General features: G+C 62.0%; 18 protein-coding genes. 9 read left to right on the top strand and 9 right to left on the bottom strand.

Annotation, left to right across the window (positions count from 1 at the left end):
- The first annotated feature begins 438 nt into the window (after positions 1–438).
- Complete coding sequence (locus tag J5274_RS03335) at positions 439–672, top strand: DUF6429 family protein (protein WP_219274755.1); 234 nt, start codon at positions 439–441, stop codon at positions 670–672.
- Here the strand turns inward: J5274_RS03335 and J5274_RS03330 are convergent.
- The 5 genes from J5274_RS03330 to J5274_RS03310 form a co-directional block, all read right to left on the bottom strand.
- On the bottom strand, positions 653–2,353 hold the full coding sequence (locus J5274_RS03330) for an IS66 family transposase (RefSeq protein ID WP_219274754.1): 1,701 nt from the start codon (positions 2,351–2,353) through the stop codon (positions 653–655). The genes J5274_RS03335 and J5274_RS03330 overlap by 20 nt on opposite strands.
- A 45-nt stretch (positions 2,354–2,398) precedes the next feature.
- The gene (gene tnpB, locus J5274_RS03325; protein WP_374113730.1) at positions 2,399–2,752 is read right to left on the bottom strand and encodes an IS66 family insertion sequence element accessory protein TnpB; all 354 of its coding nucleotides are present in this window, start codon (positions 2,750–2,752) and stop codon (positions 2,399–2,401) included.
- Complete coding sequence (locus J5274_RS03320) at positions 2,749–3,195, bottom strand: transposase (protein WP_219274753.1); 447 nt, start codon at positions 3,193–3,195, stop codon at positions 2,749–2,751. Before J5274_RS03320 ends, tnpB begins: the two co-directional genes overlap by 4 nt.
- A 249-nt stretch (positions 3,196–3,444) precedes the next feature.
- Positions 3,445–3,900, bottom strand: coding sequence for a thermonuclease family protein (locus J5274_RS03315; protein WP_142824498.1), 456 nt, complete (start codon positions 3,898–3,900; stop codon positions 3,445–3,447).
- A 53-nt stretch (positions 3,901–3,953) separates the two neighbouring features.
- Positions 3,954–4,181 (bottom strand): DUF1674 domain-containing protein, encoded by a 228-nt coding sequence (locus tag J5274_RS03310; RefSeq protein ID WP_142824499.1) that lies wholly within the window; start codon positions 4,179–4,181, stop codon positions 3,954–3,956.
- A gap of 103 nt (positions 4,182–4,284) precedes the next feature.
- Here J5274_RS03310 and htpX point away from each other — a divergent pair, with 103 nt between their 5' ends.
- The 4 genes from htpX to purH all read left to right on the top strand — a co-directional run bounded on the left by htpX (position 4,285) and on the right by purH (position 10,203).
- A complete protein-coding gene (htpX, locus tag J5274_RS03305) occupies positions 4,285–5,268 on the top strand; it encodes a zinc metalloprotease HtpX (protein ID WP_142824500.1) in 984 nt (327 codons plus the stop codon).
- Positions 5,259–6,686, top strand: coding sequence for an RsmB/NOP family class I SAM-dependent RNA methyltransferase (locus tag J5274_RS03300; RefSeq protein ID WP_374113739.1), 1,428 nt, complete (start codon positions 5,259–5,261; stop codon positions 6,684–6,686). Before htpX ends, J5274_RS03300 begins: the two co-directional genes overlap by 10 nt.
- Positions 6,687–6,827: 141 nt before the next feature.
- A complete protein-coding gene (locus tag J5274_RS03295; protein WP_162854753.1) occupies positions 6,828–8,486 on the top strand; it encodes a heparinase II/III family protein in 1,659 nt (552 codons plus the stop codon).
- A 100-nt stretch (positions 8,487–8,586) separates the two neighbouring features.
- Positions 8,587–10,203: a bifunctional phosphoribosylaminoimidazolecarboxamide formyltransferase/IMP cyclohydrolase gene (gene purH / locus J5274_RS03290; protein WP_142824502.1), complete on the top strand. Its 1,617-nt coding sequence runs from the start codon at positions 8,587–8,589 to the stop codon at positions 10,201–10,203.
- 75 nt (positions 10,204–10,278) lie between these two features.
- Here the strand turns inward: purH and J5274_RS03285 are convergent, their stop codons facing one another.
- Together J5274_RS03285 and J5274_RS03280 are read right to left on the bottom strand one after the other, a co-directional pair.
- Positions 10,279–11,667: an MFS transporter gene (locus J5274_RS03285; RefSeq protein WP_224127847.1), complete on the bottom strand. Its 1,389-nt coding sequence runs from the start codon at positions 11,665–11,667 to the stop codon at positions 10,279–10,281.
- Positions 11,668–11,905: 238 nt separating this feature from the next.
- Positions 11,906–16,684 carry an NAD-glutamate dehydrogenase gene (locus J5274_RS03280; RefSeq protein ID WP_142824845.1) on the bottom strand — a complete coding sequence of 1,593 codons (4,779 nt, stop codon included), beginning with the start codon at positions 16,682–16,684 and terminating at the stop codon, positions 11,906–11,908.
- A 155-nt stretch (positions 16,685–16,839) separates the two neighbouring features.
- On the opposite strand from J5274_RS03280, the gene J5274_RS03275 reads away from it, so the two are divergent.
- The 4 genes from J5274_RS03275 (at position 16,840) to J5274_RS03260 (ending at position 20,585) form a co-directional block, all read left to right on the top strand.
- Positions 16,840–17,160, top strand: a complete 321-nt coding sequence (locus tag J5274_RS03275; protein WP_142824503.1) for a low molecular weight protein tyrosine phosphatase family protein — start codon at positions 16,840–16,842, stop codon at positions 17,158–17,160.
- Between the two features lie 157 nt (positions 17,161–17,317).
- Positions 17,318–18,193 (top strand): pyridoxal kinase PdxY, encoded by an 876-nt coding sequence (pdxY, locus tag J5274_RS03270; protein ID WP_142824504.1) that lies wholly within the window; start codon positions 17,318–17,320, stop codon positions 18,191–18,193.
- A gap of 68 nt (positions 18,194–18,261) precedes the next feature.
- Positions 18,262–18,903, top strand: a complete 642-nt coding sequence (locus tag J5274_RS03265; RefSeq protein WP_142824505.1) for a carbonic anhydrase — start codon at positions 18,262–18,264, stop codon at positions 18,901–18,903.
- A 101-nt stretch (positions 18,904–19,004) separates the two neighbouring features.
- Positions 19,005–20,585 (top strand): diguanylate cyclase, encoded by a 1,581-nt coding sequence (locus tag J5274_RS03260; RefSeq protein WP_142824506.1) that lies wholly within the window; start codon positions 19,005–19,007, stop codon positions 20,583–20,585.
- A 120-nt stretch (positions 20,586–20,705) separates the two neighbouring features.
- Here J5274_RS03260 and J5274_RS03255 read toward each other — a convergent pair whose 3' ends face one another.
- Together J5274_RS03255 and J5274_RS03250 are read right to left on the bottom strand one after the other, a co-directional pair.
- The gene (locus J5274_RS03255; protein ID WP_142824507.1) at positions 20,706–21,524 is read right to left on the bottom strand and encodes a lytic transglycosylase domain-containing protein; all 819 of its coding nucleotides are present in this window, start codon (positions 21,522–21,524) and stop codon (positions 20,706–20,708) included.
- Between the two features lie 184 nt (positions 21,525–21,708).
- Positions 21,709–22,743 (bottom strand): aspartate-semialdehyde dehydrogenase, encoded by a 1,035-nt coding sequence (locus J5274_RS03250; protein ID WP_111222096.1) that lies wholly within the window; start codon positions 22,741–22,743, stop codon positions 21,709–21,711.
- Between the last annotated feature and the right edge of the window lie 714 nt (positions 22,744–23,457).

Below are 23,457 nucleotides of genomic sequence, written 5' to 3'. Positions count from 1 at the left end.
GACGGCAACCCCTCCAAGACCCGGTCCCACCTCGCCGGCAACGCAGACCGGTGTATCCGATGGTGGAACGGGGTGATTATAGATCAGGCCGAAAGCACGGGGATGAAATTATGATGCCGGCATTGTTTCCAAACGGAAATCCCAACGGTTTATCCCCATGAGGTGCTGCGAGCAGGGCGATGGAGTAAAGCGAGAGGAGAGAGTGCGAGAGATAGAGAGAGTGTGTGTGCGTGTGAGGTCAGAAAGATCATAAAACCGGAAAGAGCCACCCCGACTCCCTCATTCCTGTGACGGGCACAGGAATGAGGGTGTGGTGGGCACCTCAGGCGAGATTGGATCTTAAAAAGACGTGGCCGCAATTGATCCTTCTTCACAGAGTTGGTATCCATCCGAGCAGGGCCGCAAGATTTTGAGCGCCGCGCGTGGTAACGTCGGTTCATGGAGATCGATGAGGACAAGATCGACGATGCCGTTTTGGCGCTGCTATGGCTGACGCTGCATAACGAGCGTTGGGCCTGGAAGGGCTTCGACTGGGCAACGACGGATCGGCTTCACAAGAAGGGCATGATCGGCGACCCGGTCAACAAGTCGAAGTCATTGATCCTGACCGATGAAGGCTTGGAGCGTTCGGAAGCATTGTTCCGGGAGCTGTTTACGCGGCCACCACGATAGCCGTCCCTTTGTGGGCCTTCCACTGCCACGGCAGCAGTTCGTGCAGGCGGGAGACGGGAAGATCGGCGATGCGGGCGAACACATCGGCGAGCCACGCCTTTGCGTCGACGTCGTTGAGGCGGCAGGTCGTGATGACGGAGAGCATGATGGCGGCTCGATCAGCCCCACGCTGGGAACCGGCGAAGGTCCAGTTTCGACGCCCGAGTGCAATTCCTCTCAGAGCGCGCTCGGCCGCATTGTTCGTGAGACAAATCCGGCCATCTTCGAGGAAACGGGCAAAGCCATCCCAGCGCTTCAGCATGTAATCGATCGGCTCGATCACCTCGGACGATTTGCTGAGCGAGGCCCGCTCCCGTTTCAGCCACTCGTGCATGTCGTCAAACAGCGGCTTGCTCTTTTCCTGCCGCGCGGCCAACCGTTCTTCGGCACTCAATCCATTGATCTCGCGTTCGATCTCAAACAGCGCCTCGTACCGTTGGACGGCCTCAAGCGCGATCGGCGAGATCGGCTTGCCTTTACGTTTGCGATCGCGGGCATTTTTCTGGATGTCAGCCAGTTCAAAGAATTTGCGCCGCGCGTGCGCATGACAAAAGGCAAAGGTGATCGGTACCACCTTCTTTTCGGCGACACTGAGCGGCTCGAAGCCATTGTAGCAATCGCTCTGGAGAATGCCGCCATACCCGGCCAGGTGCTTCTGCGGATGCTCGCCGCGACGGTCGCTCGAAGCATAGTATATGGCCGCCGGCGCCGCCGCGCCGCCGTAGGGACGGTCATCGCATACGTAGGTCCATATTCGCCCGGTCGTGCATTTGTCTTTGGCCTGGATGGGAATAGTGGTGTCGTCGCCAAAAAGGCGCTCGGCCGCGAAGACATGCGCCTCGATCAGATCAAAGATCGGCAGGAGCGCGGCCGTTCCATACCCGACCTGGTCGGCCAGCGTCGAGGTCGAAAGCTCGATGCCCTCGCATTTGAACCGGGTGCTCTGGCGGTTCAGCGGGCTATGCATTCCAAACTTGTCAAAGAGGATCGTCGCCAGCAGATGAGGACCGATGAAGCCGCGCGGCGTCGCATGGAACGGCGCCGGCGGCTGGCTGATCGCTTCGCAGTCACGGCAGGTAAATTTCTCCCGCACCGTCTCGATCACTTTGAACCGACGCGGAATCTCTTCCAGCGTCTCGGTGACGTCTTCGCCCAGCTTGGAAAGCCGTGATCCACCGCAGCATGCGCAAGTGGCCGGGGGATCGATGACCACGCGCTCGCGCTCGATATCCTCCGGCCACGGCTTTCGGACCGGCCGTTTGCGCGTGAACGAACGCACGCTCGAGGTCTTGGCGGAAGCCGCCTGCGCTGCGGCTTCATCCTCCGTCGCCGCCATCACCAGTTCTTCGAGCTGCAATTCCATCTGGTCGATCAGGCGCGCCGTGCGCTCAGATCGCTTTCCGCGCAGTTCGCGTCTCAGCTTTTCGATCGCCAGCTCCAGACTGGCAATCAAGGCCTCACTGTCCGACAGCATGGCCTGCGCATTGGCGGCTTGCGCCACCGCAATGTCCCGTTCAGTGACGACGGTGTCGCGCTCGGCAACAACGACATCACGTTCAGCCTGTAACATCTCACGCTCGGAAAGCAGCGCCAGATAGGCGCTCGCAAGGTCCGCAGGAAGGTCCACAGGCTTCGAAGTCATGAAGCCATTCGATCAGATTCATTCAATATTTTCAATGCAATAATGCTATCCGATCCGTGTCGGACGCCAGGTTTCCTGCGGATTGCGCCAGTCGATCCCGGACAACAAATAAGACAATTGTGCCGGTGAGATCGCGACCGCGCCGCCCTCCATATTCGGCCAGATAAACCGGCCCTTCTCCAGCCGCCGGGTAAAAAGGCAGGCGCCCAGACCATCGTGCCAGATGATCTTCAAAATATCCGATCTGCGACCCCTGAAGACGAAGAGATGCCCTGACAACGGATCATGCTTCAGAACCTCCTGCACCCGAAGCGCCAGAGAAGGAAAGCCACAGCGCATGTCAGTATACCCTGTCGAAAGCCAGACCTTGACCCCTGTTCCCATCGGAAACGGATTCACCTCAGCGCCTCCAGTCCGCGCAGGATCCGAAGCAGCGCTTCAACGTCGACATCGCGTCCCACAATCACACGGCGACCATTGGCGCTGACAACCTCCATAAGCCCACTATGTGCCGTCGAAGAATTGGTCGGCGCAACAACCGGAATGCCTGGCTCCGGGACCAACAGTGCAGGAATAAACCCTTCACTCCCACGGCCACTGCCGAGCCGTCCCTCGCGAGCTGCTTTACGCCAATCGTTCAACTGAAAGCGTGTGATCCCATGGCGACGTGCTGTTGCCGTGACCTGACGCGGGGCGGAATAACTCTCCGCCACGATCGCAAGTTTGGCCTCGATGCTGAAACGGCGACGCCGCCCGCTATCGACAATCTCCATACGGCTAACTTGCGGCCGCTTCTCTATCGATAAATCCACGCTGCTCACACTGTCTATATTGACGTCCATATAGACACAGCATCCAGTTCGCCTCACTTCTCAGCAAGGCGGCCTTCCTCGGAGGCGTACCAGAGTTGGACACCTCGATAGATTTGAGTTTTCAATACCTTGCTCAGCGTGCATGCCGACCTCCCTCATTCGTGTGTTGTCAGAGGAAACAGGAAACCTGTCCTCTAAAACTGCCATCAGACGTGGCTGGACTGGAAGACTTTGCAGCCTAGAGTTTTTGGCGGCTGCCTTGAGGGTGGGATTGGGGTTCTACTGCTGGCATCGCTCGGTGGGTTTGTGGCCGCCGTGGTAGGGGATGGCGTGGCCGGATGAGAGAAGTGTGTCGGCCGGGTTGCGCCCGTTGGCGGTGGTGACGTCGGCGAGGATGCGGCCGAAATACTTGTCGCCGGAAATTCGCATCAGTTGGATCTCGCCTGTGGCCGGCAATATTTCCTCCAGCGCTGCCTGCGCCTGCTCAGCCTCCTCGCGCACCGAAGCGCATGTCGAATGCAGTTCCGGCGCATCGATGCCGCGCAGCCTGACATAGACCTCGATCGTCTGCTGCGGCCAGGGCGATGCATCCACCAGAATGGTGTCGCCATCGATGACCTGGAGGATCTCGGCGGTGACGGGACCGGCAATTGTCTCATGCACCGTGTTGGCCGTCGCGCCAGAGGGCAGCGAGAGGATGAGACAGACCAACAGAGTCAAATAGGATCGAGCCATGATTGAGGAATTATTTCCTGAATCATCGGGAAGTCAATAGGAATATTTACCGACTAGAAGTCGATGGCCCGGCCATTGATCTCCCAATCGCCGAACCGGGAGGGCTCGGCGCCGCCGCGACCGCCGATTTCGGGCGGAAGTTCGGTCTGCGCTTGCAGCCGTCGACGTTCTTCTGCTTCGGCGAGGGCGCGCTTGGCTGCCGGAGAGAGCGGCTTGCGCGGTGTAGCGCCTTCGTCGGAAGTCTCGACGGTTTCGCTGTTGTCGTTATCGGCTGCCTGCATGAGGCTCTCCAGCAAATATTGAATTGGGCGGGCGCATAGCCAGATTATAGGGCGTCGCTGCCGGAATGAAAAGCGCGACGCGGGTCAATTGGCGGAGACGACGATGAACATGATGCGAACGGCGATGCTTCTGGCCTTCATGACGGCGCTGTTCATGGGCGTCGGCTTTCTGATCGGCGGTCGGTCGGGCATGATGGTCGCCTTCGTCGTTGCGGCCGGCATGAATTTCTTTTCCTACTGGAATTCAGGCAACATGGTGCTGTCGACCTATAATGCCCAGGCTGTCGACGAGCGCAGCGCGCCGGAGTTTTTCGGCATGATCCGCGATCTCGCCGCCAATGCCGGTCTGCCCATGCCGCGCGTCTATCTCTACGACAGCCCGCAGCCGAATGCCTTCGCCACCGGCCGCAATCCCGAGAATGCCGCCGTCGCCGCCTCTACCGGCCTGCTGAACGCGCTCACGCCGCAAGAAGTGGCCGGCGTCATGGCGCATGAACTGGCGCACGTCCAGAACCGCGATACGCTGACCATGACGATAACAGCGACGCTCGCCGGCGCCATCTCGATGCTCGGCAATTTCGCTTTCTTTTTCGGCGGCCGGCGCGACAGCAACAGCCCGCTCGGTGGGATCGGTGCCCTTGTCGCCATGATCGTCGCGCCGCTGGCGGCCATGCTGGTGCAAATGGCAATCAGCCGGACGCGCGAATATGCCGCAGACCGGCGCGGCGCGGAGATCTGCGGCAATCCCCTGTGGCTTGCCTCGGCGCTTGGCAAGATCGCCGGCGCTGCGGCCCATGTTCCCAACGAGGATGCCGAGCGTCACCCGGCAACGGCACATATGTTCATCATCAACCCGCTCTCCGGGCGGCCGATGGACAATCTGTTTTCCACCCATCCGAACACCGAAAGCCGCATTGCCGCGCTGCAGGCGATGTCTATGGATATGCCCTCCAATGGCAATCCACTGCATGGGCACGGCTCGACGCAGCCGGTCCGGCCTGCTAATGCGGTGCGCAAATCGCGCTCGGTGCCGGATACGGGGTCCAGTCGCGGTGGTCCACAACCACCCAAAGGACCCTGGTCTTGACGTCAGACGACAGTAAATCCGCTGGCCGCCGGCCCGCCCGCCCGCAAGCCAACACCAATGAAGGCGAACGTCGTACTCGCCGGCCTGCCGATAGCGGTCCGGTGAAACCGGGTCTTGCAGCACGGGCTGCAGCCTCGAAGATTCTCGCTGCCGTCGTCGATCGCAAGACGCCGCTCGACGGCATGCTCGATGGCGACCACGGTAATCCGGCCTATCGCGTGCTTGAGGATAACGACCGTGCCCTGGTGCGCGCCATCCTGAACTCCGCTCTTCGCCACCTGCCGCGCATCGAGGCCGCCATCGCGTCGCTGATCGACGCGCCGCTGCCGGAGGGGGCCCGCGCCCTGCATCACGTGCTGGTCGTCGCTGCCGCGCAGATGCTCTATCTCGATATTCCCGATCATTCCGCCGTCGACCTCGCGGTCGAGCAGGCGAACCAGGACCCGCGCAATCGCCGCTTTGCCAAGCTGGTCAATGCCGTGCTCAGGCGCATGGGGCGCGAGAAAGACGATATTCTCGCCCGCACGGCATCGATACCGGCCATGCCCGCCTGGTTTCTGTCGCGGCTGGAGCAGGCCTACGGCCGCGCTGAGGCGCTGGCGATTTCGGACACGCAGTTGCAGCCGGCTGCGATCGACCTGACGGTCAAATCCGACCCGGAGGGATGGGCCGAGCGGCTGAACGGCATGGTTCTTCCGACCGGCAGCGTCCGGCTCGCCGCTTTCGACGGGACTATTCCGGGTCTTGAAGGCTTTGCCGATGGCGAATGGTGGGTTCAGGACGCGGCAGCGAGCATTCCGGCAAAGCTGTTCGGCTCGCTTGCCGGCAAGCGCGTCGTCGATCTCTGCGCCGCACCGGGTGGCAAGACGGCGCAGCTGGTCATGGCTGGCGGCAAGGTCACGGCGCTCGACCAGTCGGAGAGCCGGCTGCGGCGCCTGTCGGCAAACCTTGCCCGCCTCGGCCTCGAAGCGGAAACGCTGGTCGCCGACATGGCGAAATTTGCGCCCGACGATCTTTTCGATGCGGCACTTCTCGACGCGCCGTGTTCCTCGACCGGCACGACGCGCCGTCATCCGGACGTGCTGTGGACCAAGGGCCGGGACGATATCGCCAAACTGGCAGCGCTTCAGGAGCGCCTGCTGCGCCATGCGCTGACCCTGGTGAAACCCGGTGGCACGGTGGTGTTTTCCAACTGCTCGCTCGATCCGTCCGAAGGCGAGGACATTATCGCCCGCATTCTCGCCGACAGCCCGGATGTCGAGCGCATCGCCATCCGCCCTGAGGATTGGCCCGGTCTTGAGACAGCCATTTCACCTGACGGCGATTTCCGCACGACACCGGCTATGCTGGCCCTGCCCGAAGGCTTTCTGCCGGGACTGGATGGATTTTTCGCCAGCGTTCTTCGCCGCCGCGGCTAATGGCCATGCGGGTTTTGCGCCCTATCTGCGTCAATCTGGATCATTACCCGGATAGCAAGGGCGTCTGCTAACGCTCTCTTAACGCTGGAGACGGACAATCGTTATCTATAATTTAGAGGTTTTGGCGGGCGCTTTGTGAATTTGTACGCGCGGGAGGCATGGCGGCGAATATCGCGTCGCGCAGCGTTGACACGCCTGCGCCTCACCCGGCACACCGTGCGTGTGCCGGAACGGCTGATCGTCGCGCCGACCGATTTGCGCAGCATCGATGCCTTTGTGGCGGAAGAAATGATCGACGGCCGGATTCCGCTGGCCGGACGCGTGCTGGAAACCAACGGTCGCTCGCCGTTCTCGCAGGAATTGCCGTCCGAAACCTTTGCCGCCCGGCTGCACTGTTTCAGCTGGCTGCGCCATATGCGCGCCGACAAGAGCGGCCAGGGCAGCACGCTGGCCCGCGCAATGGTCAACGAGTGGATAGGCCTTCACGGCCGCAAGACCGACGGTCTTGCCTGGGATCCGGATATCGCCGCCCAGCGGCTGATTGCCTGGCTGTCCCACTCTCCGGTGGTGCTACAGGGCACCGACAGCAGCTTCTACCGCAGGTTCATGCGTTCGCTCACCCACCACGTCCGCTATCTCCGCCATGTGGCAGCGACTGCGGCCGATGGCGAGGTGCGCTTCCGCGTCCGCATTGCGCTTGCCATGTCGTCCGTGGCGATGCCGGCACGGACTGCGACCATCAAGCGGGCCGGCCAGGCGCTGGACCGGGAGATCGAGCGACAGATCCTCGCCGACGGCTCCCACATCTCGCGCAATCCGCGCGCGGCGCTGGAACTGCTGCTGGACCTCCTGCCGCTGCGCCAGACCTACATCAATCTCGGCCATGATGCCCCCGCACGGCTGATCGCCGGCATCGACCGCATGTATCCGGCGCTGCGCTTCTTCCGCCACCAGGACGGCGATCTCGCCCTGTTCAACGGCGCCACCTCGACCTTTGCCAACGAGCTGATGTCGGTGCTGCGCTACGACGAGACTTCGGGCCAGACGTTCAAGGCGCTTCCTCACGCCCATTACCAGCGGCTGTCCGCCGGCCAGACGCTGGTCATCATGGATACCGGCGGCCCTCTCTCGGTCGACCTGTCGCGGACTGCCCATGCCGGCTGCCTGTCGTTCGAGATGTCGTCGGGGCGGCACCGGATCATCATCAATGCAGGCTCGCCGAAATTTGCCGGGTCCCGATATGTCCAGATGGCGCGCGCGACTGCAGCGCATTCGACCGTGACGCTGGACGACACATCGTCGCTGACGTTTTCCCGCTCGAAGGTGCTCGGCCCCGTCATGACCGGCGGCGTCAGCGAAGTCTCGGTCGAGCGCCTCGACACCGGCGATGGCCGCGATAGCGTCAAGGCGGCCCATGACGGCTATCTTGCTGCATTCGGGCTGATGCACGAGCGTGAAGTGGCGCTGAACCATGCCGGCACCATCATCACCGGGCACGATCGTTTCTTTGCGCCGGACACGAAAAAGGCATCCAGGAAGAAAGCTGGCGCCGAGCACCACGCTTCGGCCCGCTTCCATATCCACCCGTCGATCACCATCGGCCAGACGCAGCCGGATCAGGTGACCCTGACGGCACCGGACGGCGAAAGCTGGACATTCTCCTCGCCCGGCAACGAAGTGCTGATCGGAGAGGACGTCTTTTTCGCCGATTCCTCCGGCGTACGCGCCTCGGAACTGCTTGAGATCGCGTTTTCGCTCGCGGAAAAAACCGAGATCCGCTGGTTTTTATCCCGCCGCTGAGACGGCGACGGTTTAATCGTCCGGCCGCCTGTGCTAACGCGACGCCATCATCCCGAGCGTCCCAGCCGGACGCGTTGCGAAGACAGAACCGGAGAACGTCATGGCCGTTGTTTCCAAGAAAATTCCAGCTCCCGACAAGGTGAAGGTCAAGACCGCACTGCTGTCGGTCTCCGACAAGGCGGGCATCGTCGAGCTGGCCCAGGCGCTGCACGACAAGGGCGTCCGCCTGCTGTCGACAGGCGGCACTCACAAGGCGATCGCCAATGCTGGGATTGCCGTCATCGACGTCTCCGAAATCACCGAGTTCCCGGAAATCATGGATGGCCGTGTCAAGACGCTGCATCCACGCGTGCATGGCGGGCTGCTGGCCATCCGCGATGATGCCGAGCACCAGGCGGCGATGAAGGAGCACGGCATCGAGGCGATCGACCTCGTGATCGTCAACCTCTATCCATTCGAGGAGGTCCGCGCTGCCGGCGGCGATTATCCGACGACCGTGGAGAACATCGATATCGGCGGCCCAGCCATGATCCGCGCATCGGCCAAGAACCACGCCTATGTCACCATCGTCACCGACCCGGCCGACTATCCGGCATTGCTCGAACAGCTTGCCACCGACGCCGGGCATACCCATTATGCCTTCCGCCAGCAGATGGCCGCCAAGGCCTACGCCCGCACCGCTGCCTACGACACGATGATTGCCAACTGGTTCGCTGACGCCCTCGACATCACCACGCCGCACCACCGGACGATCGGCGGCGTGCTGCGCGAGGAAATGCGCTACGGCGAGAACCCCCACCAGACGGCCGGCTTCTACGTCACCGGCGACAATCGCCCCGGTGTTGCGACCGCGACGCTGTTGCAGGGCAAGCAACTCTCCTACAACAATATCAACGATACCGATGCCGCCTACGAGCTTGTGGCGGAATTCCCGCCGGAACAAGGACCTGCCTGCGCCATCATCAAGCATGCCAATCCTTGCGGCGTAGCCACCGGGCCGACGCTGGCCGAAGCCTATCGCCGGGCGCTCGCCTGCGACAGCACATCGGCGTTCGGCGGCATCATCGCGCTCAACGGCCTGCTCGATGCCGAGACGGCGCATGAGATTGTCAAACTGTTTACCGAAGTGATCATCGCCCCCGCAGTCAGCGACGAGGCGAGGGCAATCATCGCCGCCAAGCCGAACCTGCGTCTGCTGTCGGTCGGCGCCCTGCCCGATCCCCGCGCCCGTGGCATCACCGCCAAGACCGTCTCGGGCGGGCTGCTGGTGCAGAGCCGCGACAACGTCATGGTCGACGATCTCGAACTGAAGGTGGTGACCAAGCGGGCGCCGACGGCGCAGGAACTCGAAGACATGCGCTTTGCCTTTCGGGTCGCCAAGCACGTCAAGTCGAATGCCGTCGTCTATGCCAAGAACGGCCAGACTGCCGGCATCGGTGCCGGCCAGATGAGCCGCGTCGATTCGGCCCGCATCGCCGGCATCAAGGCCGAGGACGCGGCAAGGGCACTGGGTCTCGCGGAGCCGATGACCCGTGGCTCAGCCGTCGCCTCCGAAGCGTTTCTGCCGTTCGCAGACGGCCTGCTGTCGGCAATCTCCGCTGGCGCCACCGCCGTCATCCAGCCGGGCGGCTCTATGCGGGACGCCGAGGTCATCGCCGCTGCCGACGCCCACAATGTCGCGATGGTGTTCACCGGCGTCCGCCACTTCCGCCACTGAACGATATCCGCACGTAGCGGATATCCGATCTGTAAATTTGTATATCCCGGCCAGCTTTCGCTGCGCCGGGATTTCTTATTCCCGTGCGTCGGCTGGGTATGGGGTGGGTAGTAGCAATAGCAGACCGCCGGCCAGAAAAAGGATCAGCGTCGCCATGCCGAGCCGGGCCGAGCCGGAAAAGCTGGTGACGATGGAAAACATCAGGGTTGCCATGAAGCTGGTGGCGCGACCTGACAGCGCGTAGATGCCGAAATAGCGGCCGGATTCCTCGAGGCTGACGCTGCGCGCCAGGTAGGAGCGCGACGAGGCCTGCACCGGGCCGAAGGCGAGGCCGATCAGTAGCCCGTACATCACATAGGCTTTTTCCGCCGTCGTGCCGAATAGTCCGCCTGAATCGACTGTCGACAGCTTGATCAGGCCGAACAGCGTAAAGCCGGGACCCGTGGAGATGAAGCCGATGGTGGCGATCAGCAGCATGACCAGCCCGATGACGACCATGGTCTTCGACCCCAGCCGCGCATCGAGCCGGCCGGCCACAAGACATCCGAAGATGGCGACGACGTTGAGGATGATGCCGAAAATGCCGATTTCGATGGTCGGCCAACCGAACATTCCGGCGGCAAAGGTCCCGCCGAGGATAACGACGCCGTTGACGCCGTCCTGGTATATCATGCGCGCGATCAGGAAGCGGCTGATGCCCGGCCGATGGCGTAGCGACTTCAGCGTCCTTGCCAGTTCGCCTATCCCCAGTCCGACGGCGGAGCGCATCGGAAGCCCGCGCGGCGCATCGGGCGTGAACAGGAACATCGGCAGGATGAAGATCAGGTACCACACGGCCGCAATCGGGCCGGTGATGCGCGCATCCTGGCCGAGAACGGCGTCGAGGCCGAACAGCGGCTTCAGTCCGAGGATGGTGCGCCCTGTCTCCGGATTACCCGCGAGTAGTGCGACAACTGTGATCAGTACGATCATGCCGCCGAGATAGCCGAGGCCCCAGGCGGTGTTCGACAGTTTTCCGACATCGTCCTTGCTGACAAGTCGCGGCATCATCGAATCGTTGAAGACGATGGAGAACTCGGCTGCAATGGAGGCGAGGATGATGAAGATGAACGGATAGATGATCGGCGAGCCAGGTGCTGCCCACCACAGGCAGAACATGCTGATAATCTGGATGACCGCAAAAAAGGCGATCCATGGTTTGCGGGCGCCGGACTGGTCGGCAATCGATCCGAGAATGGGCGATAGTACGGCGATAACGATCGAGCTGATCGTCGCCATGTTGCTCCACATCGCCTGGGCGCCGACCGGATCGGCCGTTAGCCGGGCGACGAAATAGGGGCCGAAGATGAAGGTGATGACCACCGTGAAAAAAGGCTGCGCCGCCCAGTCGAACAGCATCCACCCCCAGATACCGCGCGCCGGAACTCTCGCCGCCTGGGCATCGTCACGCTCTGCAATCGCCACAGCTATATCCCTGCTATTCCGCCAGCCTCCCGCCGGACCTTGTCATCCCGAAAGGCCCCGCGCAAGCAACCTGAGGCCGGTTTAGGCGCTCGCAAACGTGCTCGTTTGAGTAATCCGACGCCTCCGAATTCATGGGCGCATTGGGCAAACTTCCCTTGCCGCCAAGGTCATCGCACGGCGCAGCCGCGCCGTGACTGGATCTCTGTGACGAGCACAGAGATGAGGGAAGTCGTGGCAATCACCTCGGCAAATCGTGGGCGAGGTCGCCGAGCAGGCCGGCGGCGACGGTGATGCGGGCGAGATTTGCCTCGCCGCCTTCGCTAAGGCCCGCCAGTTCCTCGGCGATGCGGTTGATGCGGATGCGGTCGCTGGCGTGCCAGGCGGCAAGCGGCTGGCGGTCCTGGGGGTGGGCATTGAGCGCCGAGATGACGATGTCGCGACGCGCCGTGGCGATGCGGTCGAGGCTGCGGGCGAGCGCCAGGTTTTCGTAGTGATCGCCGGTGACAATGCGGCTGCCGGAAACCAGCAGGCGGCTGACCCGGAAGGTCTGCGACACCTCGAAGTAGGTTTCTGCGGCGCGCGCTAGCGCCTCGCCCGTCTGTTCGGCAATTTGCATGACATCGGGTACCAGCAGGAACGTACCGAGTGCGGCAATCTCGCCGGCAAGGCCTTCGGGCACGCCGGCCGCTGCGTAATCGTTGCGCCGGGCATCGATCTCGGCGGCAAATTCGGCCGGGATCCGGCTCGACAGTAAGGGCCGCAGCTTTTTCGCTGCCGCCTGCAGCCGGCCAACGGTCTCGCCGATCTCTGACTTGACCATGCTTGTCTTCAACAGCAGCCGGGTCAGCACGGTGTAGATCTGCCCGATGTCGCCGTAGAGCCGGTTCTGCACTTCGCCGCCGATCTTGCCGTCGAGCCCGTCGACGCTATCCCACAGCCGGTCGAGATCGAACCCGTCGCGGGCGAGCACGGCTGCCTTGACGACCTCGGAAGCGGCGGCCGCCGTTGCATCCATCATCGACACGACAAAAGCCGGACCGCCGCGATTGATCGCCTCGTTGGCAAGACTGGTAGCGACAATCTCGCGCCGAAGCCGGTGTCCGGCGATATCGGCTGCATGGCCGCGATGCATTTTCTGCGGGAAATAGCCGGTCAGCGTTGCGGCAAAATAGGGATCGTCCGGCAGGGCGCTCTCGAGCAGTGCATCGAACAGCACGATCTTGGCGTAAGAGAGCAGCACGCCGATTTCCGGTCGGGTGAGAGGCCGGTCGTTGGCGTAGCGCTCGGCGAAGGTCGCCTCATCCGGCAGCGTCTCGACCTTGCGGCTGAGCTTGCGGGCGGATTCAAGCACGCTGATGAAGCGGCCGAGCTCCAGGCCGTTGCCGGTTCCCTTACGCTCCGTCAGCGAAATAGCCAGCGATTGCAGATAGTTGTTACGCAACACTAGGGCTGCGACCTCTGAGGTCATCGATGCGAGGAGTTGGTCACGCCTGGCGCGTGTCAGGCGACCGTCCTGCATGGCGGAGGCAAGGGCGATTTTGATGTTGACCTCTACGTCGGACGTGTTGACGCCCGCAGAATTGTCGATGGCGTCGGAATTGCATCGGCCGCCCTTCAGGCAATAGGCAATGCGGCCCTTTTGCGTGACGCCGAGATTGGCGCCCTCGCCGATCACCCGCGCGCGGACCTCGTCGGCATTGATGCGGATCGGATCGTTGGCACGGTCGCCGACATCGGCGTCGGTTTCGGTCGGCGATTTCACATAGGTGCCGATACCGCCGAACCATAGCAGGTCGGCCTGGCATTTGAGGATGGCGGTAATGATTTCGAACGGCGTGGCAACCGTCCTGTCGAGCCCGATGGCAGCCGCGGCTTCCCTGGTGAGCGTCACAGACTTCGCCGAACGCGGAATGATCATGCCGCCCGCAGACAGCAGGCTCTTGTCGAAATCCTGCCAGCTGGAGCGCGGCAGGTCGAACAGGCGCTGGCGCTCGGCGAGCGTCGCGGCCATGTCGGGATCGGGGTCGATGACGATATCGCGGTGGTCGAAGGCGGCGATCAGCCGGATTTTCGGCGACAGCAGCATGCCGTTGCCGAACACGTCGCCCGACATGTCGCCGACGCCGACAACGCTGAACGGCGTCGTCTGGATGTCGATATCGAGTTCGCGGAAATGTCGCTTGACGGTCTCCCAGGCGCCGCGCGCGGTGATCCCCATCTTCTTGTGGTCGTAGCCGGCCGATCCGCCCGAGGCAAAGGCGTCGTCGAGCCAGAAGCCGGCCTCCTGCGCCAGACCGTTGGCGGTATCGGAGAATGTCGCGGTTCCCTTGTCGGCTGCAACGACGAAATAGGGATCGTCGCCGTCCAGCCGCAATGTATCCGGAGGCGGAATGATATCGGCGCCGGAGATATTGTCGGTGATCGAAAGCAGCGTGCGGATGTACGTCTTGTAGGCCTCCCGGCCGACATTGAAGATGGCATCGCGGCTGCCGCCGGCCGGCAATTGTTTCGGATAGAAGCCGCCCTTGGCACCGACAGGCACGATAACGGCGTTCTTCACCTGCTGCGCCTTGACGAGCCCGAGCACCTCGGTGCGGTAGTCTTCCGCCCGGTCGGACCAGCGCAGGCCGCCGCGGGCCACCTTGCCGAAGCGCAGATGCACGCCCTCCACCTCGACGCCGTAGACGAAGATCTCGCGGAAGGGCCGGGGTTCCGGCAATCCGTCAAGCTGCTTCGGGTCAAGCTTGATCGCGAACATCGCCTTTGGAGAACCGTCGGCACTGCGCTGGAAATAGTTGGTGCGCAGCGTCGCGTCGACGGCGTTGACATAGCGCCGCAAAATGCGGTCGTCATCGAGGCTCGGCACGGAGGCGAGGTCGGTTTCGATCGCTGCATGCAGGGTCGCCAAGCGTTTCAGGCGCGGCTTTTCCTCCAGCGTCGGGTCGAGCGAATCGTGAAACAGCCGGACGATGCTGGCCGCAATGGCAGGATATTTGTCGAGTGTCGTGGCGATATAGTCCTGCGAATAGGCGATGCCGGCCTGGCGCAGATAGCGAGCGTAGGCGCGCAGGATATTGGCGGTTCGCGCGGTGAGGTCGGCCGAGACGATAAGCCGGTTGAAAACATCATTGTCGATGCTGCCTTCGAAAGCCGCGAGAAAGGCTTCCTCGAGGGCTGCGCCGTGGCGCTTGAGATCGAAGGCGACGCCGTCGCGCGCCTCCAGCTCCATGTCGTGCAACACCACATCGCCGCTGATCCCGGACCCCTCGACGTGGATGTCGAAGGTGCGTTCGCTGAGCACATTGAAGCCCAGGTTTTCAAGCAGCGGTACGCGACGCGACAGGGCAAGGTTGCCCTCGCCGTGGAAGATTTTTAGCGACAGCACGTCGGTGTCGCCGAAGGAGCGCCTGTAGAAGCCGATGCGGATCGGCGCATCGCCGGCGCAGGCCATGATGGCCGGCAGGTCGGCCGCGGTCTCTTCCGGGGAAAAGGCCTCCTGGAACGCCTGGCTGACGGTGAGGCCGGGCGCTGCCGGGCCGGCCAGCGCCTCCAGCCGGTCGATCCAGCGGGCAGCGATTGCCCGGACGGCATCTTCCAGCACGGCTTGCGCGATATGCGGCGTGCGACCGATGGTGCGGCCGATGATGAAATGCACGCGCGCCACGCCGCCTTCCGGAAAGGCCGGATAATAGGCCGAAACGCGGCCGTCATAGACGGTCCGCAGATAGGCGCCGATCTTTTCGCGGACGACCGAATCGTACTCTTCGCGCGGCACATAGACGATGACGGACACGAAGCGGTCGAAATGGTCGATGCGCGGCAGGACCCTCACTCGAGGCCGGTCGGCGAGGTCGTTGATCTGCTCGCAGAAGGTGGCGAGCAGGCTCGTGTCGATCTGGAAGAGATCGTCGCGGGGATAGGATTCCAGCGTGTTCTGCAGCATGCGGCCGGAATGGCTGGTCGGATCGAAGCCGAAATGGTCCGTGACCTTCTGGGCCTTGGCCCGCAGCAGCGGAATGTCCGACAGTTCGGCGGTGTAGGCAATCGAGGTGAACAACCCGACGATGCGCAGTTCGCCGACGACATTGCCCTTCTCGTCGAAACGTTTGACGCCGACATAATCCATGTAGGCGCGGCGATGTACCAGCGACTTGACGTTGGCCTTGGTGACGATGAGGAAATCCGGGCCATCGAGGAACGCCAGGATTTCTGGCGTCGTGGTCACGGCATCGCTCCCCTGGCGCAGCACGCGGACGTCCGGATTGGCGAGAATGCCAAGGCCCGTGCCACGGTCCCGCTCGACGGTCGCTTGCTTGCCCTTGCCGGAATAGACGTAGTCACGCATGCCGAGGAAGGTGAAATTGTCGTCCCGAAGCCAGGACAGGAAGGCCAGTGCCTCGTCGCGCTCTGCCGCACGGCGCCCAGCGGCATGTGCGCTGAGTTCGTCGATGACAGTGTCGAGCCGCGCCAGCATCGGCTGCCAGTCGCCCACCGAGAGATGTGTCTGCTCCAGTACCGTCCTGACGCGGACGATGAGGGCATCTGCCTGCTCCGCCGTCAACGGCGCCAAGTGCAGCTGGATATGGCTGACGCGCTGGCCGGGATCGCCGGCCTGCGCCGCCTTCAGGGCCGGCGTGCCGTCCGGCTGCAGCGACAGGATCGGGTGCACGGCCATCGCCACGTCGCGGTAGGTGCTGGTGACTTCGCCCATCACCGATTCGTAGAGAAACGGCATGTTGCGGTCGGTGATCGACAGCACCGAGACAGCAACGCCGCCGGGTGCGACTCCCTCTATCGGCGCAACGGTGATACGGGCCTCGCCGGACCAGCGGCCGAGTTCGTCTGCGGTGTGAATGGCGGTCAGTGCCAGCATTTCGGCGCTGTAGCGGGCCATGTCGTCGTTGCTGGCCTGCCCGAACAGGATTTTCGGATCGAGGTAGGTCTTGCCCGACGCTTCGGCCGCCTTGACCGCCGCCTCGATCAGCTTTTCCCGCTTGGGGTTCATTCTGGCCATGATTGCACTCTCCCGACGCATCCTGCTCCCAAGCAGACTTCAGAAGCGATAGAGATGCAACCGCAAAAGATTATGACGGGGTGGTAAGATCGAACCGCGTTTTGGCTTCACCGGCGCTACGGTCACCGCGTTCGATTTAATTACACAGAGATCTCGACATGCAAAACATCCTCTTCGTCTGCAGTCAAAACAAGCTTCGCAGTCCGACGGCCGAGCAGGTATTTGCCGGCAGGCGTGACATCGAGGTTATGTCGGCTGGCACAAACAACGATGCCGAAAATCCTCTGTCGACGGAGTTGGTCGAATGGGCAGACATCATCTTCGCGATGGAGAAAATCCATCGATCCAAGATACAGCGCCGATACCGATCCGTGCTGAAGGGCAAGCGGATCATCTGCCTCGACATTCCGGACGACTACACCTTCATGGACCAAAGGCTCATCGCACTTTTGCAGGCCAGGGTGCAGCGCTACTTGTAACGTTCCAGGCGGCGCAGGCCCGGACCTCCCGAGTGGCCGACGCGACCGTGATTTTGGCGCGGTCTGCCAGGCAACGTCAATCTTCGTTGACAGGCAACCGCGAACGCCTCATCAAACATTCCGTAAACACGGCCAGCCATCACCGAAAGTCATCACCATGTCGGACACAGCAGAGGGCGCGGTCCTTGTCATTTCCAGCCACGTGGTGCGGGGCTCGGTGGGTAACCGCGCTGCCGTCTTTGCGCTGGAGACGCTGGGGCATCCCGTCTGGGCGCTGCCAACCATTGTTTTGCCATGGCACCCCGGCCATGGAAGATCGACACGGCTGACATTTCCTGAAGCCGATTTCGACCTTGCCATCGATGACCTGCTGGCGGCACCCTGGCTTCCGGAGGTCAAGGCCGTGCTGTCCGGCTACTTCGCCAATGCCGCCCAGGCACATTCGGTCGCCCGGCTGATCACGGCGATGCGCGAAAAGACGCCGGACCTGTTCTATGCCTGCGATCCCGTCATCGGCGATCTCGGCGGGCTCTACGTGCCGCAGCCGACGGCGGAAGCCATCCGCGACCATCTCTTGCCCCTCGCCTCGCTGGCAACGCCGAACCGCTACGAGCTTGCCTGGCTTTCCGGTGCGCCGCTCGACGACAACAATGCCGTGATGGAAGCAGCCCTGGCGCTCGGTCCGTCGCGCATGCTCGTGACTTCGGCGGTGCCGATGATGGCCGGCGGCACCGGCAATCTCTATCTCAGCGGTCGCAACGCGCTGCTGGCCGAACACCGGGCAATCGACAACGCCCCGAACGGTCTCGGCGACCTGCTGGCGGCACTGTTCCTGTCGCGGCTGATGTCCGGCATGGAAGAGGAGCGGGCGCTGCAGCTGGCAACAGCCAGCGTCTACGAGGTGCTCGCCCGTGCCGTGAAGCGCGGCAGTGACGAACTGACGCTGGCGGCCGACGCGGCCAGCCTGTCGACACCGATGGCCATGGTGCAGATGCGCCACCTCATGCATCCGGCCCACCGTCGCAAGCGCTAGCGGCGGTGACACAAATTTTTAACATCTCGACTGTTGATCTCGGCGTCTCGCCGCGCTAATCGGGATGCATGCACACTTTTCCTTCTTTCCTGATCGACGGCTACAACAGCTTCATGGGCGGGCGCTACGTTGACGAGCGCGAGCGCTATCGCAGCCTTGCGGAGCAGGGCCAAAGCCCCTCGACAATGGTGATTGCCTGTTCCGATTCGCGGGCAGCCCCGGAAACAATTTTCGATGCCGGTCCCGGCGAGATGTTCGTCATCCGCAACGTCGCAAACATCGTGCCGCCCTATGAGCCGGATGGCAATTTCCATGCGACATCGGCAGCACTCGAGTTTGCCGTGCAGGCGCTGAAGATCAAGAACATCGTCGTCATGGGCCACGGTCGCTGCGGCGGTATCCGTGCTGCCCTCGACCCGAGCTCCGAGCCGCTTTCTCCCGGTGATTTCATCGGTCGCTGGATGTCGCTGGTTTCCACTGCGGCCGAGCAGATCCAGAACAACGACATGATGACCCAGGGCGAGCGTCAGACGGCACTCGAGCGCGTTTCCATTCGCAATTCGATCGCCAATCTGCGCAGCTTCCCGGATATCCGCGAACTCGAAAAAGAGGGCCAGTTGCAGCTTCACGGCGCATGGTTCGACATCTCGACGGGCGAATTGTGGGTCATGGACGGCGAAACCGGCGACTTCATCCGTCCCGGCGCTTGATACCCCCCCTATTTACGTGGTCACTTTTCAAGCGATATCTGTTAATATCGCTATGAGTGCATCCGCTGGCAGGAAATGGATGGACCCGTAAAGGCGCATCCATGCAATTCCAGACCATCAAGAAAACAGTCCTTGCTGCGATCCTCCTGCCGTTTGCTTTCATGATGGCGGCCGGACTTCTGCTGATCGCGTCGTCCTTCGAGCAGTACCGGACGCTGGAGGCAGACCGGCTGGTAGCCGAAATGCTGGCGCACGGCGGCGCCATTGCCTCGACGGAAATTCCGGCCGAAATGGTGGCAACGCAGGCCTTCCTGCTCGATAGAAATCCCGACACCGCAGCAGCAATGCGCAGCACAAGGGATGCCGTCGACAGCGCCCGCAGGCACTTCTTTGCGCGACTGCCCTCAGCGGACAAATTTTCCGGTGGCATCAATGGCCAGCTGTCACGGCTGCGCTTCGGTTACAGCCGGATCGTCGGCCTCAGGTCGGCCATCGACGACGGGCGCTACGGCCGCCATGCCAATGTCGGCTATATGTACCGGCAGGCAGCACTTCGCCAGCTGGGCCTTGGCGACAGCCTCTCAGCCCTGATCCACGATCCATTGCTGCTGCGCAAGTCGAATGAGCTGATGAGCATCCTTCTGACCTATCACGGCGAGCTCGTGGTCAACAATATCGGCAGCCATTACCTCGAACAGATCGGTTTTTCCGCCATGTCGCGCGAGCAGCTGCTGCAAGGCGACGTGACACGGCGCCTGGGTACGGACCGGTTGCGCTTTCACACCTCTTCGCCGGTCATACGCGGCATCATCGACTTCCTCAACCAGCCGGGCGAAAAGCGCGCCGATGTTTATTCGCAGGCGATCCTCTCCGGCGTCCTGCGACCGACGCCGGAGCTGCGCAACCTCTGGACGGTGGCTGAGGAGGGACGGCTGGCGTTCCTGCGGCAGAACATCCTCTCCGTGACGCAAAATCTCCAGGATACCGGCGACGAACTATCGCGGCGTGCCCACTATCATTTGCTGGCAGTGGTAGGTCTGGCACTCATCCTGTCGCTGTTGGCGGCCATCGTCGGCGGTCTCGCGGTCAAGGGGATGCGTCTGCTCGACCGGCTGACCCGCGAGCGTGAGGAACTGGTGACCGAACTGCGCAGCGCCTCGCAGACGGACCTGCTGACAGGCCTCTACAATCGCCGTGGCTTCGAGGCTGCTGCAGAGGCGCTGCTTGGCAAGGATCGCGCCCGTCCGGTTGCTGTCGTGCTTTTCGATCTCGATCATTTCAAGAAGATCAACGACCAGCATGGCCACGATGTGGGAGACGATGTGCTGCGGCAGGTGGCCGCCATTGCCAAGCGCAATTTTCGCGGCGTCGACCTGCTGGTGCGCCACGGCGGCGAAGAGTTTCCAGCCCTGCTGCCCGACACCAGCAAGGATGAAGCTGCATCGGTTGCCGAGCGGATGCGGCGCGCGGTGCAGGACGCCCGCATTCCGCTGCCCGACGGCGGCGTCGTCGATGTCACCGCCAGCTTTGGCTGCGCTGCCCGGACCTATTCGGCGCACGGCGATCATTTCGAGGACCTGATCAAGAAAGCCGACATGGCGCTCTACGCAGCTAAGGCCAGCGGCCGGAACTACGTCGCCACCTCAGGCATCGTCGAGAGACGCCGTAGCAGCCCGGCCTAACGCCGTCGCGCGCATATGCGGCTTACATAAAAGCTGCAGGACATCCTGCGTTTCTGTGAAACGCGAAAATAAAAAAGGCCCCGGTTTCCCGGAGCCCACCATTCACACGAAGTATGAAGCTTACTTTCCGTCGATCTGCTTACCGATATAGGCGATCGACTGCTGATAGACGACGGCAGCATTCCAGCCGGCAATGGCATTGAAATTCGGTTCGCCGGGCTGGTAGCCCTCGCCTGGACGCCAGCCGTGGCCGCGCAGGAAGTTGGCAGTCGAGGCGAGCGCATCGGCCTTCGAGCCGACCATGTCGATCCGGCCATTGCCGTCGCCGTCAACGCCGAAATTGACGACATTGCGTGGCAGAAACTGCGTCTGGCCGATTTCGCCATGGGCTGCGCCACGTGCCGACGGGCTGAGATAGCCTTCGCCAACCAGTTTCAGCGCTGCATAAAGCTGATCGGTGAAATAGTCGCTGCGGCGGCAATCGTAGGACAGCGTCGAGACGGCGGACATCGTGTGCTCATTGCCCATATAGCTGCCAAAGCCTGTTTCCATGCCCCAGATTGCGATCAGGGGACCGGCCGGCACGCCGTATTTGCGCTCGATGTTGGCAAACAATGCGGCGTTCGCCTGCTTCATGCCGCGGCCACGATTGATGACCGTCTGGCCGCCGCGCTTCTTCATGAACTCTTCGAACGACAGCTTGAAGCTCTTCTGGCCACGGTCGGCACGGATCGTCGGCTGGTTGTAGTGGACATCGGCAAAGGCGCGGTCGAGAACCTGGGGGCTGATGCCCTTGGCTGCCGCTTCCTGCTTGAACTCACCGACCCAGGCCGGAAATCCGGCTGCCGTGTTGCCGCACTGCGCAGCCTCGGCTGCCACCGGCGCCGTTATCATGAGCACGGCTGCGAGCGCCGCCCAACCAGACTTCTTCATGCGCATTCCTCGTCCCTGTGTTTCGACATCCGCGCCGGCCCCGCCAACGTCCGATGTCCTTTTGATCCGTCCAAAACCATCCCTCGGGCGTGGACGCTGCCGCCCGACCTCCGGTATCCGTGAAAAACCCCGCCGTTCGCAAGCGAACCGCAGGGTTATATAGGCTAGACCTTTATAAAAAGTAGTCCTCTCAGGCGGCCTGCTTGCGGGGCTTGATGAGCCCGCGATTGATCAACAGCTCGGCGATCTGGATGGCGTTCAGGGCGGCACCCTTGCGAAGGTTGTCGGAGACGACCCAGATGTTGAGGCCATTCTCGACGGTCGCGTCCTCACGGATGCGCGAGATATAGGTCGCGTCCTCGCCGGCCGATTCGTATGGCGTCATGTAGCCGCCGTCCTCGTGCTTGTCGATGACGATGCAGCCGGGCGCTTCGCGCAGGATGTCGCGCGCCTGATCGGCGCTAATTTCGTTCTCGAACTCGATATTGACTGATTCCGAGTGGCCGATGAAGACCGGAACGCGCACGGCCGTGCAGGTCACCCTGATCTTCGGATCGAGGATCTTCTTGGTTTCGGCCAGCACCTTCCACTCTTCCTTCGTGTAGCCGTCTTCCATGAACACATCGATGTGCGGGATTACGTTGAAGGCGATGCGCTTTGGAAACTTCTTGTTGGCCATCGGATCGGCAACGAAGACAGCGCGTGTCTGGTTGAACAGTTCGTCCATGCCATCCTTGCCGGCGCCCGACACCGACTGGTAGGTCGATACGACGATGCGCTTGATCTTGGCAAAATCATGCAGCGGCTTCAGGGCGACGACAAGCTGTGCAGTCGAGCAATTGGGATTGGCAATGATGTTGCGGCGGGTGAACATGTCGATAGCGTCGGCATTCACTTCCGGCACGATCAGCGGCACGTCCTGATCGTAGCGCCAGGCCGACGAATTATCGATGACGACGCAGCCCTGCGCACCGATCTTCGGCGACCACTTCTTAGAGATTTCGCCGCCGGCCGACATCAGGCAGATGTCGGTATCGGCAAAATTGTAGTTTTCGAGGTTCTGGACCTTCAGCGTCCGGTCGCCGAACGACACTTCCGTTCCCTGGCTGCGGGCCGAGGCCAGCGCCACGACTTCGTCGGCGGGAAAGCCGCGTTCGGAGAGGATGTTGAGCATTTCACGACCGACATTGCCGGTAGCGCCTGCGATTGCGACTTTGAAACCCATTTTATGCTCTCTTTCTCATCTCTCCGCTATCCGGTGAGGGGGAGCCGCGATCAGCGGTTCCCTGTCCCCAGCCGAGCCGGGGAGAGAGCGGCAGGCCAGGAAACGTCAGACGGTTTTCGTCGTGGTTTTGGCCTTGGTGTTGGAAGATATCGGAAAACGGCTATGCGACCCGGCAGGGGCTGCCAGGCGGTCGCAGTCGCGGATCTGTTCGAAACGAGCCATGGACCGTCTTCCTATTCCGTCGCAGGTAATAAAATGTTTTGCGAAAGAGTCAAGAGTCCAGCCGTGAAAGAGGTCAATGCCCACCAAGCTGCATAAGATGCTGACGCAACGGATTTCCTGCATCGTACTGCAATAGTTACACGCTCGTTAGCGCGGCGGGTCGCATAAATAATGTAATGGTTTTTCTTCTTGCATTTCCATCGTCAAATCTCAGAGATGAGCCGCGCCGACCTATGGAATGCTAATCGCCAGTATTGGTGGCGAAGTAAACGTTGTCAGTCGCCGAGTATAGCGACTTCCGTAATCAGGCGTTGACGAGGTGGAACATCAGGCCGAGAGCAACAGCAGCAACGCTCATGAATACGATGGCTGTGAAGCAAGAGGACTTGAGCTGGTTTACATCATAATCGGTCATTGTGATCTTCCTTGTTTTCCTGCCTATACAATGCGCCAGTGCAGAAAAGGTTGCATGGCGAGGTTGACATATCTGCC

The sequence above is a fragment of the Rhizobium sp. L51/94 genome (genome assembly GCF_019355555.1).
Classification (GTDB): domain Bacteria; phylum Pseudomonadota; class Alphaproteobacteria; order Rhizobiales; family Rhizobiaceae; genus Rhizobium; species Rhizobium rhododendri.
The sequence above is the reverse complement of the archived record's forward strand: the minus strand, read 5'-3'. Positions and strand labels throughout refer to the sequence as shown.